This window comes from Nitrospira sp. M1, assembly GCF_965152605.1.
In genome coordinates, this window is record NZ_OZ224217.1 from 3607073 (window position 1) to 3624402 (window position 17330).

18 protein-coding genes are annotated in these 17330 nt (G+C 46.3%); 4 read left to right on the plus strand and 14 right to left on the minus strand.

All coding sequences use genetic code 11. The features are described from left to right. Positions 1 to 429: 429 nt before the first annotated feature. The 6 genes from ACWHX8_RS16265 to ACWHX8_RS16290 all read right to left on the minus strand — a co-directional run bounded on the left by ACWHX8_RS16265 (position 430) and on the right by ACWHX8_RS16290 (position 7209). Entirely contained in the window at positions 430 to 591 is a 162-nt protein-coding gene (locus ACWHX8_RS16265; protein WP_447969187.1) for a hypothetical protein, read from the minus strand. Between the two features lie 117 nt (positions 592 to 708). Next, on the minus strand, positions 709 to 3579 hold the full coding sequence (locus tag ACWHX8_RS16270) for a cbb3-type cytochrome c oxidase subunit I (protein ID WP_447969188.1): 2871 nt from the start codon (positions 3577 to 3579) through the stop codon (positions 709 to 711). Positions 3580 to 3642: 63 nt separating this feature from the next. Then, complete coding sequence (locus ACWHX8_RS16275) at positions 3643 to 3933, minus strand: hypothetical protein (protein ID WP_447969189.1); 291 nt, start codon at positions 3931 to 3933, stop codon at positions 3643 to 3645. Positions 3934 to 4313: 380 nt separating this feature from the next. Further along, positions 4314 to 6065: a thiamine pyrophosphate-dependent enzyme gene (locus tag ACWHX8_RS16280; RefSeq protein WP_447971926.1), complete on the minus strand. Its 1752-nt coding sequence runs from the start codon at positions 6063 to 6065 to the stop codon at positions 4314 to 4316. A 78-nt stretch (positions 6066 to 6143) separates the two neighbouring features. Then, positions 6144 to 6908: a PRC-barrel domain-containing protein gene (locus tag ACWHX8_RS16285; RefSeq protein WP_447969190.1), complete on the minus strand. Its 765-nt coding sequence runs from the start codon at positions 6906 to 6908 to the stop codon at positions 6144 to 6146. 112 nt (positions 6909 to 7020) lie between these two features. Continuing rightward, entirely contained in the window at positions 7021 to 7209 is a 189-nt protein-coding gene (locus ACWHX8_RS16290) for a hypothetical protein (protein WP_447969191.1), read from the minus strand. Between the two features lie 760 nt (positions 7210 to 7969). Here ACWHX8_RS16290 and ACWHX8_RS16295 point away from each other — a divergent pair. Beyond that, complete coding sequence (locus ACWHX8_RS16295; protein WP_447969192.1) at positions 7970 to 8392, plus strand: CBS domain-containing protein; 423 nt, start codon at positions 7970 to 7972, stop codon at positions 8390 to 8392. 403 nt (positions 8393 to 8795) lie between these two features. Then, the gene (locus ACWHX8_RS16300) at positions 8796 to 9119 is read left to right on the plus strand and encodes a hypothetical protein (protein WP_447969193.1); all 324 of its coding nucleotides are present in this window, start codon (positions 8796 to 8798) and stop codon (positions 9117 to 9119) included. Between the two features lie 227 nt (positions 9120 to 9346). On the opposite strand, the gene ACWHX8_RS16305 is transcribed toward ACWHX8_RS16300, so the two are convergent. Next, positions 9347 to 9994: a hypothetical protein gene (locus tag ACWHX8_RS16305; protein ID WP_447969194.1), complete on the minus strand. Its 648-nt coding sequence runs from the start codon at positions 9992 to 9994 to the stop codon at positions 9347 to 9349. A 70-nt stretch (positions 9995 to 10064) separates the two neighbouring features. Here ACWHX8_RS16305 and ACWHX8_RS16310 point away from each other — a divergent pair, with 70 nt between their 5' ends. Beyond that, positions 10065 to 10358, plus strand: a complete 294-nt coding sequence (locus tag ACWHX8_RS16310) for a helix-turn-helix domain-containing protein (protein WP_447969195.1) — start codon at positions 10065 to 10067, stop codon at positions 10356 to 10358. A gap of 63 nt (positions 10359 to 10421) precedes the next feature. Beyond that, positions 10422 to 11042 (plus strand): IS30 family transposase, encoded by a 621-nt coding sequence (locus tag ACWHX8_RS16315; protein WP_447971927.1) that lies wholly within the window; start codon positions 10422 to 10424, stop codon positions 11040 to 11042. A gap of 230 nt (positions 11043 to 11272) precedes the next feature. Here ACWHX8_RS16315 and ACWHX8_RS16320 read toward each other — a convergent pair whose 3' ends face one another. The 7 genes from ACWHX8_RS16320 to ACWHX8_RS16350 form a co-directional block, all read right to left on the minus strand. Then, the gene (locus ACWHX8_RS16320) at positions 11273 to 12325 is read right to left on the minus strand and encodes a sodium:calcium antiporter (RefSeq protein ID WP_447969196.1); all 1053 of its coding nucleotides are present in this window, start codon (positions 12323 to 12325) and stop codon (positions 11273 to 11275) included. 292 nt (positions 12326 to 12617) lie between these two features. Further along, the gene (locus tag ACWHX8_RS16325) at positions 12618 to 13868 is read right to left on the minus strand and encodes an NAD(P)/FAD-dependent oxidoreductase (protein ID WP_447969197.1); all 1251 of its coding nucleotides are present in this window, start codon (positions 13866 to 13868) and stop codon (positions 12618 to 12620) included. Positions 13869 to 14155: 287 nt separating this feature from the next. Continuing rightward, positions 14156 to 14365, minus strand: coding sequence for a hypothetical protein (locus tag ACWHX8_RS16330; protein ID WP_447969198.1), 210 nt, complete (start codon positions 14363 to 14365; stop codon positions 14156 to 14158). Between the two features lie 556 nt (positions 14366 to 14921). Beyond that, positions 14922 to 15353 (minus strand): FKBP-type peptidyl-prolyl cis-trans isomerase, encoded by a 432-nt coding sequence (locus tag ACWHX8_RS16335; protein ID WP_447969199.1) that lies wholly within the window; start codon positions 15351 to 15353, stop codon positions 14922 to 14924. Between the two features lie 63 nt (positions 15354 to 15416). Beyond that, entirely contained in the window at positions 15417 to 15782 is a 366-nt protein-coding gene (locus ACWHX8_RS16340) for a response regulator (RefSeq protein WP_447971928.1), read from the minus strand. Between the two features lie 441 nt (positions 15783 to 16223). Continuing rightward, complete coding sequence (locus ACWHX8_RS16345) at positions 16224 to 16607, minus strand: CBS domain-containing protein (protein ID WP_447969200.1); 384 nt, start codon at positions 16605 to 16607, stop codon at positions 16224 to 16226. Positions 16608 to 16848: 241 nt separating this feature from the next. Then, complete coding sequence (locus tag ACWHX8_RS16350) at positions 16849 to 17262, minus strand: response regulator (protein ID WP_447969201.1); 414 nt, start codon at positions 17260 to 17262, stop codon at positions 16849 to 16851. Positions 17263 to 17330: the final 68 nt, after the last annotated feature.

Below are 17330 nucleotides of genomic sequence, written 5' to 3' on the forward strand. Positions count from 1 at the left end.
TAAGATTCAGAGAGAGCGCCGCCTGAGCTCGTCTTCTGATACACGTATTCTCCTCTCCAAAAGCGTAATTCCAAAGCATCCAGCAGTCCCATTCTGATTAGCGTATTCGGTGCCGATACGGTCGGATTTGTTGTTGAAGAACGCGTGTCCTATCGTGTTGGACGGTGACGCCACCTTCTAGTTGAACGTAACCCGGTGGAACAAGATACGCTGTATCACCGATACCCGGTCGATTGGTGGTCAGTCGAGAATCATAAGATCCTGGGCGGAAGCCCCTCCTGAAAAAACGATCATCGCGAAGCTCACAGCCATATATGAGTACCGTAGTAGCAATGTTAACCCTTATTCATGTACATGTGTGCCTCAGCTCGTTGAAAAGTAAGTGTTAATGTCTCAGCAATTCGAATGCTTAAAGTGTCCAAATGTTTTTTAAGGAGGATACCAGTAGAAAACGAGGTAGTACACTCCCCACGTCATTAAACTAATGGTTACAATGATGAGCCATAATGGAACATGCCCGGTGCGTTCACGGATGCCAGCTGTTTCATAATGATATTCCTGTGTTCTTACATCTGTGTCTTGTTTGCTCATGTTAACTTCGTGTTCCTCCCTAGAAGAGAGTGCTACAACGCTGATTCTTGGTTCCAACGTCTACCTTTTATATAAAACCGTAATCGAATCAAAACCAGCATTTGAAGGCTGTGTTGATCACATTGTAGGACTGTTTTTAACTTTTTTATCTAATAAACCGCCGGTCCTGTTTGCATTCGTTGAGAGCCTCGACCATATGGCTCGTCTTGCCTCCTCTACGTTGTTTTTGTTAACACCAGCCTGACGGAGTTTGATCTCATAGGCTTTTACTCGAAGAGATTGAATAAAATGTACGATGTTCCAGACTTCGGTTGGACTCAACTCTTCCTCAAAAACCGGCATTGGGTCTCCTCCAACACCGGTCATGATCGTTTTGTAAAGATGAAGGCTATCGTGTCCTAACTTAACTCCACCGGGGCTTCCCGCAGGAAGTGAAAAATTCGCTGGCACAATAGGGAAGCCCCAAATATCATTGACCTTCTGCGCCAAGGGACCATCTCCCCGACCCTCTTTTCCATGACAAAGGAGGCAGTGTTGTTGAAACAAAGTTTGTCCAGCCTGAAGGGAGGCCTTCGTGACTGGAGGCTCTGATGGTATGATGATAGGTTCTTTCACCCTCTCTTGTTCCCATCGATCCGAGAACGTCTTGATGTATTGAATCACGGCTAGACGTTTTCGTTCCAATAAGGAATACCATGGTGGCATGGCTGTGCCCCATAATCCATGGGTAATCGTGACGAAAAGATCTGAATCAGTTGGAAGGGAATCTCGTCCTGGAGTGGAACGAAACTTAAAAATTCCTTTGGTGAAATCACGTGGTTTTGGCGCGAGAAATTGCGCCGCAGGTCCTTTCCCATCGCCTTTTGATCCATGACAACCCACGCAACGATTTTCATATACTTGTTTGCCTAACGTGAGAAGAGATGGCTGACCTTGACGAATACCGTTGAAAGTTGTACCGCGTGATAGCCTTGTGGACACAAACCCCTCTCGCCAATCTCCAATAGCCGTGCCAAGTCGTTGAAGATATGCGATGAGAGCTTTGCCGTCTTTGTTGAGTTCAGGGGGTTGTCCATTTTCGGTTGTCTGAAAAAGCCAGGGAAATCTGGGCATGATCGAGTTGGGAACAACCGAACGAGGATTCCAATGATGGGCAATATGCCAGGTGTTACCGTATTTTCGTCCAATCCGAGTCAAGTCAGGACCGATTCGACGCGTGCTGAATAAATGTGGTCGGTCGTGCGCATATTCTCCTACTTGAGAAACCGGTCCCCATCGAAAGGCTTCTCCGGTGACAGGTCGAATATATTGTGAATGGCAGTACCAGCATCCTTCTCGAATATAAACACGACGGCCGCGACGTTCTTGAGGAGTATAATCAGCGACTTCGACGCGCATATCCGTCACAGCATCGTGCACGGTCGTCGCCTGAGTTTCAGTCATGAGTAGCGGGATGACTCCTTGAGTGATGACGGCCAGGCCAAAGAAACCAATACCCGCTGTGACTACCACGCTAGAAGGCGACTCTAACCAGTTCGACTTTTGTAACGGTCGAACCGGTTGTTCCGTGACGTAATGGTCGCTGTCGGTCTTTGATTCAATCAGAATGCCTTGGCGTGCGGTTTGATAAAAATTTATGACCATGAGCACCAAGGCCACATCCATGGCCACGCCACCAAGCGTGCGAGCGACCCACCAAGGCTTCATGGTATTCACCGAATCGACAAAATTGGCTCCATATTCGAGCATTGAACCTTGAATGAATCCCTGGGCTGTTAATCCAACTGCCATGACCGTGAATCCCACGATCGTCAACCACAGATGCCAACTGGCCAACCGATTGCTCCAGAGTTGTCGACCGGTTACACGAGGCCAGATGTAGTACAGACCACCGACTGCCCACGTCACCATCGATCCAAATACGGTTAAATGGGAATGCGCAATCACAAAATCGTTGAAATGGGTGAGTTCTTGAATGCGGCGGAGCGCTTCGACCGAACCTTGGAAACATCCAAGGAGGTAATATACAGCGCCTAGCATGAGAAATTTGGCGGCATAATTTTCAGCTCCCTTCCCACCAAGGACCTGTCCCCAATGGCTCTTAATCGTCCCAAAGAAATTCACGGTCACGGCCCAGACTGGGATGATCAGCATCATGCTGGTGACGATAGAAATTGTTTGCGTCCAATAGGGAATAGGGCTGAATAAATAGTGATGAGTTCCGACAAAAGGATAAAAGAATGCGAGGGACCAGAATCCTAGGAGCGAAAGTTTATGGCTAAACAATGCTTCTCGGACACTGAGCGGTAAGAAATAGTAGATGATCGCCAAGCCAGCAGGCGTTAACCAGAGTCCTACAATGTAATGAATGTACAGCCCATGCATTGCGGCGCTGTTTACCCCGGCGATATTACCGTAGGGGAGAACAACATTTCCAAGAAACAGGTTAAGCAACGTCCAGACAAGTGCGGCAGACGTGTACCAGAGTGAGACATAAAACCTGGGCTCAGTGCGTCGATAGATCGTACCGAGGACTTGAATTGTGATGCATAAGAAGACTGTAAAGCGAAGAACATTAAATGGCCACTCGAACTCCCCAGCTTCAAGTCCCAGGTTATACCCTAACAGTAACGACAGGCTACCTGAGATGAGAAACCCGTTCCAAAGCCATAACAGCCAAAATCCCCAGGATTCTTTATATAAGCGCGTTCCACAGAGTTGAGGGACATAATAATAAAGTAGGGAGATGAACGCTGTTGAAAAAGCACCGAAGATTACTCCGTTGACATGAACAGGACGCAACCGGCCAAACGTCAACCAAGGGGAATGATCTAAAAATTCTGGATTGTGAAATTTAATAGAAACTAGGACCCCGACGACGGGAAAAATTGTGAGCCAGATTAAGGCCCACCAGGCCCAAGTTTTGACCAGTTTGGCATTGACCATGACAGGTTTGGTGTTGATCGGGCTTGTAGCTTCTTGTGACATGGCCAATATCTTAACGACAACGATTCTATGATTGGGAATGAATGCTTCGGTTAACCACCATTTCTATAGATTGGATGTTCTGACTGGAGGTTTTCGTCGAGATCGGGCCTTGAACTCAGAAGGGTTTTCTGTATGCCGATTGTGAACGATGACAGGATCAAAGACTTCGCCACACTGTAGACATCGTAATGCCCAAAACCAATTTTCCTCTGTTTCGTCCTGCAGATCGCAACAGAATTCCTTTGCCAACAATCCGCCACAGCGATGACAGCTTTGGTGATGATCTCCTTGCCACTGAAATTCATTGTACTGATCGAGGCCTGTGGAGATTGAATCGTGTGCTGTAGGTATCATATAGAACCTCCTGAATTGATGTTTCTCAAATGTATAGTCTTATCTCCTAAGTTGTGTATCAGAGATATTACAACCCCTATCGGATATCGAAGCACAGACTCAACATTTCACTCATGATGTTGACTATTACCATGATATAAATAAAAGAAAATATTCTCTCGTTCTTTTATCAACTTAGATTATCAGGAGAAAGATGGTGGCGTGACCTGTGAATTACCCTAGTAGACATGTGACAGGACGGATGTTTGGAATACATCCGTCACAATGTGTGGACGGATTAAATTAGACTCTTTTCTCGAATGAGCTTGAGGAGATCCGGTGTCTCTGATGTCTGCCCTGCGTGGTAACATTTGAATCTAAGGATCATATGTCTTCAATGCTCAAATGAGCTCACGAACTTTATCGGACAAGACGGTTAAAGCAATTTTTTCACGATTGGGCTCGCCCCGCGCGAGTGATTGAGCAAATTTAGCAGCTTGCTCAACAGTCACTTTTGAAGGCATGGGCGGCTCGAATGGATCGACAATTGCTTCTACGATCACCGGGCCTGGGGCTTGAAGTGCCGTATCGAGAATCCCGCCACATTCTTGGGGGTTCTCGATCGTAAACCCCATACCACCGCATGCATTCGCGAAGGCGGCAAAATCGATAGGTTGCAGCTCACAACCATATTCAGGATTCCCAAGGAACACCATTTGTTCCCATTTGATCATTCCTAACGTATTGTTCTTAATGATGATGACCTTGATGGGAAGTTGATATTTGACACACGTGGCGAATTCAGCCATAAGCATCGAGAACCCACCGTCACCCACGAAGGCAATGCACTGTCGATCGGGAAAAGCCAGTTGTGCGGCTATGGCATAGGGAAGACCATTGGCCATTGATGCTAAATTTCCTGACACAGAATGCATCTGTCCTGTTCGGGATGGAATTTGACGAGCCCACCACGTCGCAATCGTTCCGGAATCCGATGAAACAATCGCGGTATTAGAGAGACGTTGCCCCAATTCCCATGCGACCACTTGCGGCTTCATCGGTGTCGTCGGATTTTTGCCACGCTTCTCCATTAAATTCCACCAGACTTTCATTCCGTCCTGAGCGTGTTCTAGAAAGCTTTGCTCTTCTTTCTGATGTAAGAGGGGCAACAACGCATTGAGGATTTTTCGACTGTCGCCCACCAAACCAACTTCCACGGGATATCGTAACCCGATTCGCATCGGATCCAATTCGATTTGAATGCCACGCGCTTGCCCTGGGCGAGGTAAAAATTCAATATAAGGAAATGAAGATCCGACAATGAGCAACGTGTCACATTGTTCGAGAACTTCTTGAGACGGTTTTGTGCCAAGAAGTCCAATTGATCCTGTGGTATAAGGACTATCATCTGGAACGGAAGCCTTTCCAAGCAGAGCTTTAACGATTGGAGCGCCCAGTCGTTCGGCAACCTGCTCTAATTCGTCCGTTGCCCCTAACGCCCCTCGCCCGGCGAGTATCGCGACTTTTTCTCCTACATTTAGAATGCCAGCGGCGGACTCTAAATCCGTATTCGTCGGGAGACCTGCCTCGATGGCAAACACATTGGACGTGTGATGAAGTACATTGCGTTGGGTATCTGGCTTGGAGACCTCCATCCCCTGAATATCGACCGGGACTGTGAGATGCACGACGCCTCGGTATCCTAATGCAGTTCGGCATGCTAAATCTGCAACGTTTTGTACATGAGCAACACCCATGACGCGTGTGTTATACACGGCCACATCCATGAATAATTTGTCGAGTTCGACATCTTGTTGCGTTTTCGTCCCGATCAAGTCATGATAGGGGAGGCCTGTAATTGCTAAAACCGGTTGTCCATCGAGTTTTGCATCGTAAAGGCCGTTCAAAAGGTGAATGCCGCCAGGACCAGAGGTGGCAAGACATACGCCCAGTTTCCCTGTGTATTTCGCGTACGCACAAGCCATGAAGGCAGCAGCTTCTTCATGTCGTACTTGAATAAAACGAACTTTCTCTTGCTTAGTGCGTAAGGCATCCATGATGCCATTAATCCCATCTCCGGGCATTCCAAAAATGAGGTCGACCCCCCACTCATGAATCGTGTCGATGAGCAGTTCCGCAGCTGTTATTTTCATCATTGGCTCCTTGGCCATACAAGTTTGTTATGTGACCTTTCATTCAGATCAGTTCAGTTGGATTAATTTTTTAGAGAATCAACTCCAATAGCAAGGACGTCCATAGTAGTCGTACATTTGTAGTTCGAATTCGCGATTGATTGGAGCCGAGGAGTCGTATTCCGGAGAATCTTTGATTTGCCCTTGAGTTAGATCGACGTGCATCAGGTTTTCTGCCCAGTCAACCTCCTTAATCCACTGTGGTGCGATCAGCACGTGTTTGCTGGGTAGCCACTTGTGGGTGTCAATCACTAGGTATCGGATCGTCCATGCGTCGATATCAGCGATGAGATCCATGGCGTAGCCAATCTCACCATCTGTAGCGTGTATGGTATAACCCGTGACTTCTATAGCGCTCCGTAAATGGAGATTGGCTTGTTCTTCAGCAATTGATTCCCATTCGTCTATCGCCGCTTGTGTCTCTTCTGGGACCGGAATCGGCCCACCGCCTAGGGGTGCTGGAAACAGGGGATCGATTCCACCCCAATAAGCAGGCCATCGATAATAGCGAGCAAGTTGACTTTCTTTTTGTAGTGAGACCGGCTTATCGATCTCTATGCCGGGGCTTCTTTCGATCTGGTCTTTTGTTAAATTTACGGGTACACGTTCAGTCTTCCAGTCAGGTTGTCCAACAGATGTCGGAGAAATCAAAACGAGACGACTGGGTAACCACTTAGCCGTGTCGACGACCAAATAACGAATGATCCATTCCCGATCATCAAAATAACTATCCTTGGCTTGTCCGATATCTCCATCCCTCGCTTGAATGGTATACCCGCGAATCCTGTCCAGACTTCTCAACATGGTAGCCTCCCCAAAGTGGTGTAATTCGCTGTCTGGCATTCGTAATAGAGGTGTCTTGTGTCCTCATGACTCAATCCTGAAATCGAAAGAATGGTATGCTGTCTGCCCTTACTTACCCAGAAGAAGCCGTTCTCCCATCACTCGTCTTTCGTTTGCTCTGCTGAGAGGCTTTAAAGGCGTTCGTAATTTCAGTTTTTTTCTTTGTAGACTGAACTTTTGCGACTTTTCTCGCCAACGGACTTTTATAATTTATTTCATCTTTGCCAGTCGTCCGGCCTGATGCGCTCGAGCGTCTTGCCATGGCCCCCTCCTCTCTCCATAAAGATATCGCCTTTCTCTTCTTCTTATTGATTTGCAACTTCGATAAGCAAACAGTTTATCTCTGGTGTTTATCGATTTTAGACATTAGCTGATCACGTAAAGACATATTCTCTTGCACGTTAACTATGGATTCTTTCTCAGACGTCCATAGGCGATAGGCCAGACATGAATGGTCGTGTTGTTCCCAGTTTATTAGAAGACGAAGGGTTTTGCGCAACTCGTCACGTTACTTCTTTATCGTGGCCAGAAACTGAATGTTTTCCCCTTATAAGAGTATTCATCTTATGCAAGCTGAAACGGAAGAATAACTAATGAAAACCCTAGTGGAGGCTTCCCCTGTCCGTGGGCAAACAGTTCGGTGATGCGCTCTTGCACCTGACGCTTCTATTGACTGCTCTGCGTCGGATGCCCCTGATAGTTGCCGGCCAACTCATTAACCGTCTCCCCCTTCAAGGCCTCGAGCGCGACCCGGCGCTTTAACTCGGCACTGTGTCAGGCCCGTTTCTTCCCCACGTACTCCCTCTATTCAAATCACACTGTAGTTTGGCTAAGCGGGGGCAGAATTTGGGGGTCCACTATAGTTTCTCGGCCAAATAATGCATAGGAAGAAATTCTGGCATCTCAAACTAGGGTTATTGATAGTAGAATATACGTGTTTAAGCACCTATCTTTGAAAAAGAGTTATTCAAACCAGGAAAACATGATCTACCTAGAGTATAACCAATGCGAGAGGAGGGATTATGTCAATGCCAGGAATACCATCGGAAGGTTTTAAAACCGTCGGGCAAATTGTTGCTACTAATACTACACAATTTCGAGAAGAGGATACCGCATCAAGAGCAGCAATCGAATTATTATCAAGCCATTTAACAGGGGCACCTGTTGTAAACGATGAAAATAAGTTGCTTGGGTTTGTGAGTGAGATTGACATTTTAAATGCCGTGGAGGCAGGTGTTGATCTCAATGCCATTACGGTGACTGAAATCATGAATCCAGAAAATATTTCTGTTGAAAATACTACATCAATTTCCGAGGCGCATAGACTATTGGAAGAAAAACACATTCTCGTGCTTCCCGTTATTCAAGATGGCGTAGTAGTGAAGTCCATAACTCGTCACGATCTGCTTCGAGTTTATGTGGGAGTAGGGTTGAGCATAGAGTAGTAGGAGCTTAAAAATAAATGGCGATGGACTAAATACGCATGAGTTGTGGGAAACTAGGGATGTTTTCAGTTGTCCCTCCAATGACAATTCAGGAATCCTCCAGCTTTGAAGGTGAGATTTCCCGTTAGTGAAGCTCCCTGCCCAAAGGGCGGGGCTTCTCAAAATTCCTGCGAGAGAGTTTGGAGGAATCTGTCCTCCAAGCCTCCAAAAATGATGCCATTCATCCCCGTGTAAAACAGGGGGCTTTCTGGCATGAGTTAGTAAATGATCAACCAACCAATGTCTTCACTTTTGTTGACAAGGGTTTCTTGTAGTTGGATACCAGCAGAGAGGCGATACAATGCCTTATAAGACGATTGGTCAATCGAATGTATTAATCTCAATATCATCAAAAGGAGGCCTTATGAGAAAGTCTCGTCAAATAGCCGTTGTTGTCAGTGCAATCTTGGGAATCACAACGTTAGCGACGACAGCCCTGGCGAATCCAGCAATGCTTCCAGATCACCCAGGTCATCCCATGAAGGTATTAAAGGATCCGGTTAGGGGCCAATCCTTGGCCAACGACGCGGGGAGATCCAATTATTTTGGGCAAGAAGCACTGAAACAATCCAGCATGGCAGGTAATGAGGATTTAAAAACACTCTCAGATGTAGCGCAAGAGCTTGATAAAAAAAATGAAGGGTTGAGTATCGCAACGGAATCTCAAGACAGTCAACAGAATCAATGAAGCCATAAGAAGTTTTGAAGTGAAAGAAGGGAGGAAGTATTTTCCTCCCTTCTTTATTTTCTGAGCAGACTAGATGCGCAGTGGATCTCCTGCGAATCTTTCTGTTGAGTAGTATTTGAAAAGTCTGCCTTCTTTTTTCTTCAACATCCTTTTCAACCCTTCGAACTACTAACGCTAAATATTGTGTCATCCGGTGCGAACGAGAAAAGGATTCCCTCTGGGGTGATTCAATGAACAATGTTGACATATTCCACCGAACCATATCCGTCCTTCGTCAGTAAAGATGTCTCAAAAATAAACTGTTTGCCGAATGGAAGACGTGGCAGGAAACGTAAGAGCAGGAGGGCAAAGACGATCGCCAGAGTGATCGAGAGTGCGACCTGGCTGATCGAGGTTAACATGGTTTCCCACGTGGCTCCTGCTCCGAAGAGACTCAATGCAAATCCAGCAAGGAGGGTGACAAGTCCGAGCATACCTGTAATTCCAAAACCTGGAACGACGAAAATTTCCAATCCGATGAGAATGACGCCGAGGCCGACAAATAAAAATTCCTCCCAACCTGCAAGATGAACCAGCCCATGCCCCCAAAAAAACAACAGCAAACTTATGATTCCGATGATACCTGGAATCCCAGATCCTGGAGCCCGCAATTCGAGGAAAATGCCCAGCATCCCCAGGGTCATGAGTAAAGAACTCATAAGCGGGTGGGTGAGAAATCTGACGAGGCTTTCAGCCCATGTTTGAGTCGCATGACGAATCTCCGCATCCTCTAGATTAAAAAATTGTAACACCGATGAAAGATTACTTTCTTGCCCATCGGCGATGTTGAGTCGTAATGCTTCATGCGTGATCGCGGATTCATACAATAAGTGCAATTTCTCTTGCCTCACTCATCGTTGTTGATGAGGTGACACACTCATCAACTTACCCGGAGGAATTGTACTCATGCAATCCTATTATCACGTGAGCAAGGCGGAACGGTTTTATATATGGCAAGCCCGGCGAGAAGGGAAGACGCAAAAGCAGGTCGCCGAGGTCCTGGGCCGTCATCCCTCCACGATCTGTCGCGAACTCAAACGAAATACCTACCCGCAGTGTCATATGTATACGTATCACTGGGCTCTGCAGATCGTGCATCATCGCAAGCAGCGCGCCCATCGTCACAAGCATCGGAAGCTGACCGAGGAAGTCACGCCCTTACTCACCCAGCTTCTTCGGCAATACCTGAGTCCAGAGTAGGTCAGTGGGTACTTAAAGCAGCATCATGACATCAGCCTTAGTCATGAAACGATCTATCGCTTCATTGACAGTAACAGCACACGAAAAGCTGAGTTCAAGCCGTTTCTGCGACAAGGCGGCAAGCAGCGTCGCAAGCACTATGGCTCAGGCGCTCGCGCTTCGAGTATTCTCAATCGGGTCTCGATTACGGAGCGGCCTCAAGAGGTCGAGGAGAAAACCCGTCTGGGCGACTGGGAGTGTGATACGGTGATTGGGGCGGATAGAAAAAGTGTACTGGTGACAGTGGTCGACCGTGCCTCCCTGTATACGGTCTGCTCACGCGTCTTGAGCCGATCCGCTCAGGAAGTCAGTCAGGCCATCATCCGCCTACTGCGGCCCTTCAAAGAGCGGGTGCAGACCCTGACCTTTGATAATGGAACAGAATTCGTGAGGCATAAGGCCATCGCCCACGCCCTCGAGGCGACCACCTACTTTGCTCATCCCTATTCATCATGGGAGTGCGGGATCAATGAAAATACGAATGGCCTGCTGCGCCAGTTTTTCCCGAAGCGCACGCATTTCCGAACGGTGTCGTGGCAGCAGGTGAAACACGCCGTCGACCATCTCAATAATCGGCCAAGGAAAACCCGTGGGTATCAACCCCCCAATCAGCTCTTCCACCATCACTTCGTCCCGCTCGTGTAGAAGCCGAGAAAATTGCACTTATAACTTGAATTCAAGCATCACGTTAACGGAAGATATCGGTATGGGAGTATGGCTGCAATCATGCTGATTAACATGACCAATACGATGTAATGAGAAAATGTTGAACGAGAGAAAGATCTCAGGGTCTGGGGTATTCAACATCATACATCGATTTCGAACACGACAATTTACTTTTTTCTTCAACCAGTGGATTATCAAGCCTCGAGGCATTATCCAAGCACAAGATAGACCACTCCACTAACATAGAGCATCAAGATTGCAAAACTTTCGAACCCAATATTGACAATTCCATGTTGTTCTCGACGAATCAAACCCATAAGGAGAATACTGGTCATAATAATGGTTAATCCCATAAGAAAAATTTGATCAGAACTTATAGCGTGGTAAATAGATCCGGTGTTGTAGGCTGTGTCAGAAATGGCGATGAGCAATGAATCAAACGCATTCCCACCCAATATTCCTCCAACGGCTAAGGTTAACGCTCCTTGTCGAACGGCGACAATGGTAGTGACTAACTCCGGAAACGACGTTGAAATGGAAGTGAAGAGCACGCCCACGATGGTTTCTGACAGCCCTGTATTCTGAGATAGGGCAATTGCCGATTTAGCGATCAACCAACCTCCCAAACCAACGATAAGCACGACTGGAATGAATTTCGTCCACAAATGCCAAAGTGGTATTTGCCTGCTTGCCAACTCATCAATATGATCTTCCCGAGTCTCGGATGTCTGTCTGGGACGCCACATTGGATCCGATTGAACTCGAAAAACAAGATAAAGCCCATAAAAATAAGCACCAAACATCAGTGGAGTGATTGGGTGAACGAGTAAGCCTTGGAATTTTGGCATCATGCTCCCCATGATTGAGAAGGCGATTAACACAATGGCAAGTGTGCCCTGCATGAGATTCGCAATAGATGCTGCCGCATGCTCAAGATTGGCCCGTCGATACGTGAAGTCAGCCAACACCAAAAAAACAGACTGCGCGGCGATGCCACCGAGAGCATTACTGACGGCGAGTTGAGCATGCGATTTCACCGCTGCCGTGACGGTGGTACTGATCTCCGGGAGGGAAGTCATCGCCCCGAGAAGGAAGGCGCCTGTTAACGCTTCTCCGAGGCCGGTTCGATCGGCAAGATGATCAGCCAATACCGTTAATCGATAACCAAAAATGGCAATGAGAATTGCGGAAACTCCAAAAACGAAAAGACTGATAGATAAGTTCCATTTGCTTGAATCAATGATGAACGTTAACTGGTCCATGTTAATAGATGGTGGACAAATTGATAGGGTGAAAAGTGTTGAATGATTCGTCACGAATCATCGTATCGGACCGACTAAATTGTTCATCAATCATACGAGAGAATAAGGATGATGATACCTCACAAAAGCCCTAGCTTCGGCCTCAGAATCTCATCAGCACTTTGGGGTTTCGGTGTGTCTAGTTGCCGTTCGAGTGCTTGTCGGCAATGACCAGCATCTTATCAATGTGAGATAAGATCGCAATTTTGTCTTTTCGGTTGTGCTAAAAAGTGTGCAGTGGAGATAATTTCATTTAAGTTTGTGTGTCGGATTTCGTCTCGATGAGGCGTTCTCCGGGCTTATAGGTTAGGTAGTACCAAATCCATTCCATTGTGACTCGAACACGATCAAATCCGATTAAATAAAAAATATGAACCACTGACCAGATTACCCAGGCGCCAAGTCCAGTGATATGCCATCTCTTGAAGACCGCGACTGCTCTAGCACGTCCTAATGTAGCCATGATGCCTCGATTGTGAAAACGAAAACCTCTCCGTTTTTCACGAGAAGTTCGATTTCTGATTACTTCAGCCACATAACGGCCTTGTTGCATCGCAACGGCCGCCAATGCTGGGAGTGGGCAACCATCTTCGCCGGGACAACAAGCTGCGTCTCCGATCACAAACACCGAAGGATAGCCGGGTAAAGAAAGGTCCTTTTCCACATGAACCCGTCCCATTGTATCCATCTTCGTCTTGAGTGTTTTAAGCAGAGGGGAAGCTTCATTGCCTGCCGCCCATATCACATTTGCCGTCTCAATGGACTGCTCGCCGACTCTGACGAGCTTGTCGGACAGACTAGTTACTCTGGAGTTCAATTGGACCTTCACTCCTAGCTGTTCTAACATCAATTTTGCATATTGTGATAATTCGGGAGGGAAATCGACCAATAGCCGAGAATTTGCCTCAATAAGAACAATGGATATCATCTCATCTTTCAGGGACGGAAAATCTGGCCTAATACTGTACTTGGCAATTTCGGCTATGGCGCCAGCCAATTCAACACCGGTTGGCCCGCCACCGACTATCACGAAAGTGAGATAGGGTCTTGCCTCTGAACGAGACGCAAATCCTTCTGCCAGTTCGAACGAGTAGACGATGTGATCACGAATTCGGATCGCATCTGTCAAAGTTTTTAAACTCCATGCAAATTGTCGCCAGTGCTGACGACCGAAGTATGAAGGTTGTGAGCCAGGAGCAAGAACCAAATAATCAAACCCAATACGTTTTTCCTTCAAGTCCACGACACGTTTTTCACAATCGATGGCTTGAACCTCATCCATGATAATTCGCACATTGCGTTGTGACCGAAAAATCTCACGAAGGGGCGTTGCAATATCTCCTCGAGAGAGGGCGGCAACTGCTACCTGATACAATAATGGCTGAAATACGTGATGATTGGTTTTATCGATTAAGGTGATGTTGACATGTGCCTTCCTCAGCACACGAGCCGCCGTTAATCCGCCGAATCCTCCACCTATGACCACGACATGTAACGGTGTCATATTCAAACTTCACGCATAAGGAAATGTCCACGAGCCAGTTCACTTTTGGCCTGCTATCAAGATAGCTGAACGGGCTGACCCACCACCGGATTGGATATTTAAAAACGTTAGCCCTGGCCGTACAGAATCCGGAACCGTGACTTCCACTGTCTGATCATTGACATACGTTGTATTTTCCCCGCTTCAGTGCCGATCGTGACACTGTGCAGGCATTCTTTTTTCTTCCCCAAAAAACTGCCAGTTACAATGATCTTATCGCCTGGCTTTGCAATGTCGGGCTTGATGTTCTAAATCTTTGGTCGCATGCTTGAATCACAAATTGGGTCCTTTTGGACTTTCTGCTCGTCGAAGCCCTTAATCGCTTCTGGGATGACCACCTCGCCTAAATATTTTTCTGGCGCGATTGTGGTTGATTGAGGGAGCGCAGCAACAGTAGCCACCAAGATCATAACACTGAAACAAAGAGCTGTGGAAAGGAGTAGAATTAAACTTTTCATGATAGGTCACCTCGAATAGTAGAGCGTTTATTGGTGATATGAACCTAATAAATCTCGTCTAGACAAGCGTAGCTGCGCATGTCGGGTATATATTTTAGTGTCCTCGTGACTTGAGAGGCAAATTTCATGAATCAATTATGTTGAAGCGAAAACAATCGTGCCTCGTCGCCTTCCTTTTCTCATGTCTACTAACTTGCGGCCCTCACACACATCTTTCTTGATCTATTTATTGTGTGAGTTCATAAAATGTTCCAAGCATTACGATTCCGAAAAACTCTCTAAGTCTTCTCCTATGTAAGTTCCACAGGAGGAACACACCAAGAAGCCCGTTGGTTCACCAGTTGGATAGTACTCATTCTCAATCGCTGCATGTCCACAGTTCGTTGAGCCTTTCGCCTCCCATAACACCCTGCATGATTGTGCTTGCTCAATGGTCATTGTTCAAGACCTCCATTATTACGATGAAAGCGCTTTTTTCAATGACTGGACCATCCACTTATATCGCCTTGCCTTCTATGCTGTTTTCTATGGTGTATATCGTGACAAGACAACTAGATTAATCAATTCCGGTTAATAAAAGGTTACAAGTCAAAGTATGTCCTGCGTATGGATGATTGGCATCCATCGTTACTTTTGTCTCAGAAACATCTGTCACCCTGGCGACGAGTGAGACGCCATTGGCTTGCTTTGTCTCTATCTCAAGACCTATTTCTGGATGTATGTCTCGCTGATCGAACTCAGAGCGGTCTAATTGCACGATCAGGTCTGAACTGTAGGGGCCAAAGGCTTCCTTTTCTGTAATGTGAAGCGTTTTGGTTTCACCAAGTGCCATACCGAGTACGGCCTGTTCCACGGACGGCAGAACATTCCCTTCACCTTGAGTGAAGGTAAGGGGCTGTTTACTATCAGTTGCCTCTATAACCGTTTCATCTTCAAGACTTACGGCAAGGTGGATTCTCACCCTGTCTCCTTGTTGGACCCGTACCATGGACACCTCCTTCTTGATTGTGTGGTGGATTTGTCCGACTAAGAGAATTTCGCATATTTTATTCTAGTTCGAGCGTTTCCACGTGTCTCTCAAAAATGAATGGAGCTCTTTCAATTGTTCTGCGGTGATTTGCTTGGAGAGATAGCCCTCAATGCCTCTTGCTAAAGATTCTCTCATCAGGCTCGATGTGAAATTTGAAGACATCACGATAACAGGAATTTGTGGGTACTGAATTTGAAAATGGTGCAGCACGTTCAGTCCATTCATGCTGGACAGGTCGAAGCTGGCAAGCACACTATCTATCTTCACGGCATTCAGGATAGCAAATCCACATTGTTCATTTTTAGCTGTGTACACGGTGCAATTCTTGAACTCTAGGTGGTCATGGAGTTGCACGACGGTCCTTTCTTCACAATCGATAATTAAAATTCGTTTGCCCTCGCATGAGCTGTATTCAAATTATCTATCCACGTAGTCTATCAAGAGTATTAGTATGACCTCTGCCGAGATATCTCAAAACTAGTAAAAACCCTGGCGCATCTGATTTGTATGACGGGTGAGACATACGTAACTAAAAATCATTTGAGAGAGAATGTCTTTTGTCGTATGTGACAATTAGGCGAAAGCTCTCGGAATATCTAGGGTCATCTCTAAGGTCTCAAATAGATGAGAAATGCTTAAGCCTAATCACAGGTATCAAGTGTTCAGCATATGAAAATGTAATAATGTAATGGTGAAAGACTGTGGTTGGAAATCAAACTGATATGCCGCTTGGATTCAACTTGTAAGTGCAACTCGAGCTCTTGGGGAAGATGGACAAGGCAACCCAATCCTTGGTGCCATGGCGTGTGAAAGTGTCTTGAGAATTTTTTATTGATTGTGACCTTTCACACATTCCACTGCTTCGTGGCGAGAAACAATTCCAACCACTTCATTCTCCTCATTCAACACAATGAAATACTTGTGATTCACTTGTTTCATCAGAAGCGCAACTTCCTCAATCGACAGATATTGAGAGCATGTAATTTCCCCGGTAGTCATCGAATCCCTTACTTGCGTTTGTGTGGGATCCTTTCGCGCGGAGACACTTTTGAAGGCGATGTCCTCATCAGTAAGAATTCCGACAAGCTGGCCGTAGTCCATCACTGGTAATTGCTTAGTCCCGAGTCGTTTCATCTTAAGAGCAGCTTCATACAAGAAACAGCTACCTTTTACGTTTTCAATTGTTGGAGTCATAATGTCTTTGACCATCATGTTGGGGGCCCTCAAATTTGTGCAGAGTAGATGTTGTCATTTAGGAAAAGTTTAAGATCTTCTGTATTGAGAGTCTTCCGCAGAGGATTGATATCAGCAAATTCTATCGCATTGGAAACCTCTCTTCGCTACATTTGCAGACCGCGCATTTTGCAGCCTGCAACTGCACCTCAACAGCGTTCCATGCAAGTTTTGAACAACTTCTTGTGCGGCTTAATCATGCTCATAAAAACGTTTGTCCTTAGCGGCTCACTAAATGCCTTTCAAATATGAATAAGGCCTCTTGTAGTTGTTCGAAAGATACTGGTTTTGATACACAGCCTTTCACCCCTTCTGCAAAGGCCTCCCGAACCTTGGGTCCACCCGGTTCTGAGAACGTGATGATGACGGGTATCATACTGAAGTTGGATCGAATGTTCTTCATCATGTCCAAGCCCCGCATGCTTGTATCATCCAAATTCAGAAAAATCCCGTCAACTACTTGAGTTTGAAGAATCTTCGAAACTTCTTCTTGATGCACAGTAATTAAAACGTTATATCCTTTGGATGCTAAAAATTCACTTAGCCATGTTGCATCGCTTGTTTCTCTCTCGACGATGAGTATACGTTTTGCACAAGGAGGTATCTTATTTTGATCATCTGCAATTAGATGCATATTGGACCTTCTTTGTAAACATCTGACGTTTGATCATTCCACTCAGATGAAGGGGGAGAGCGCATAGA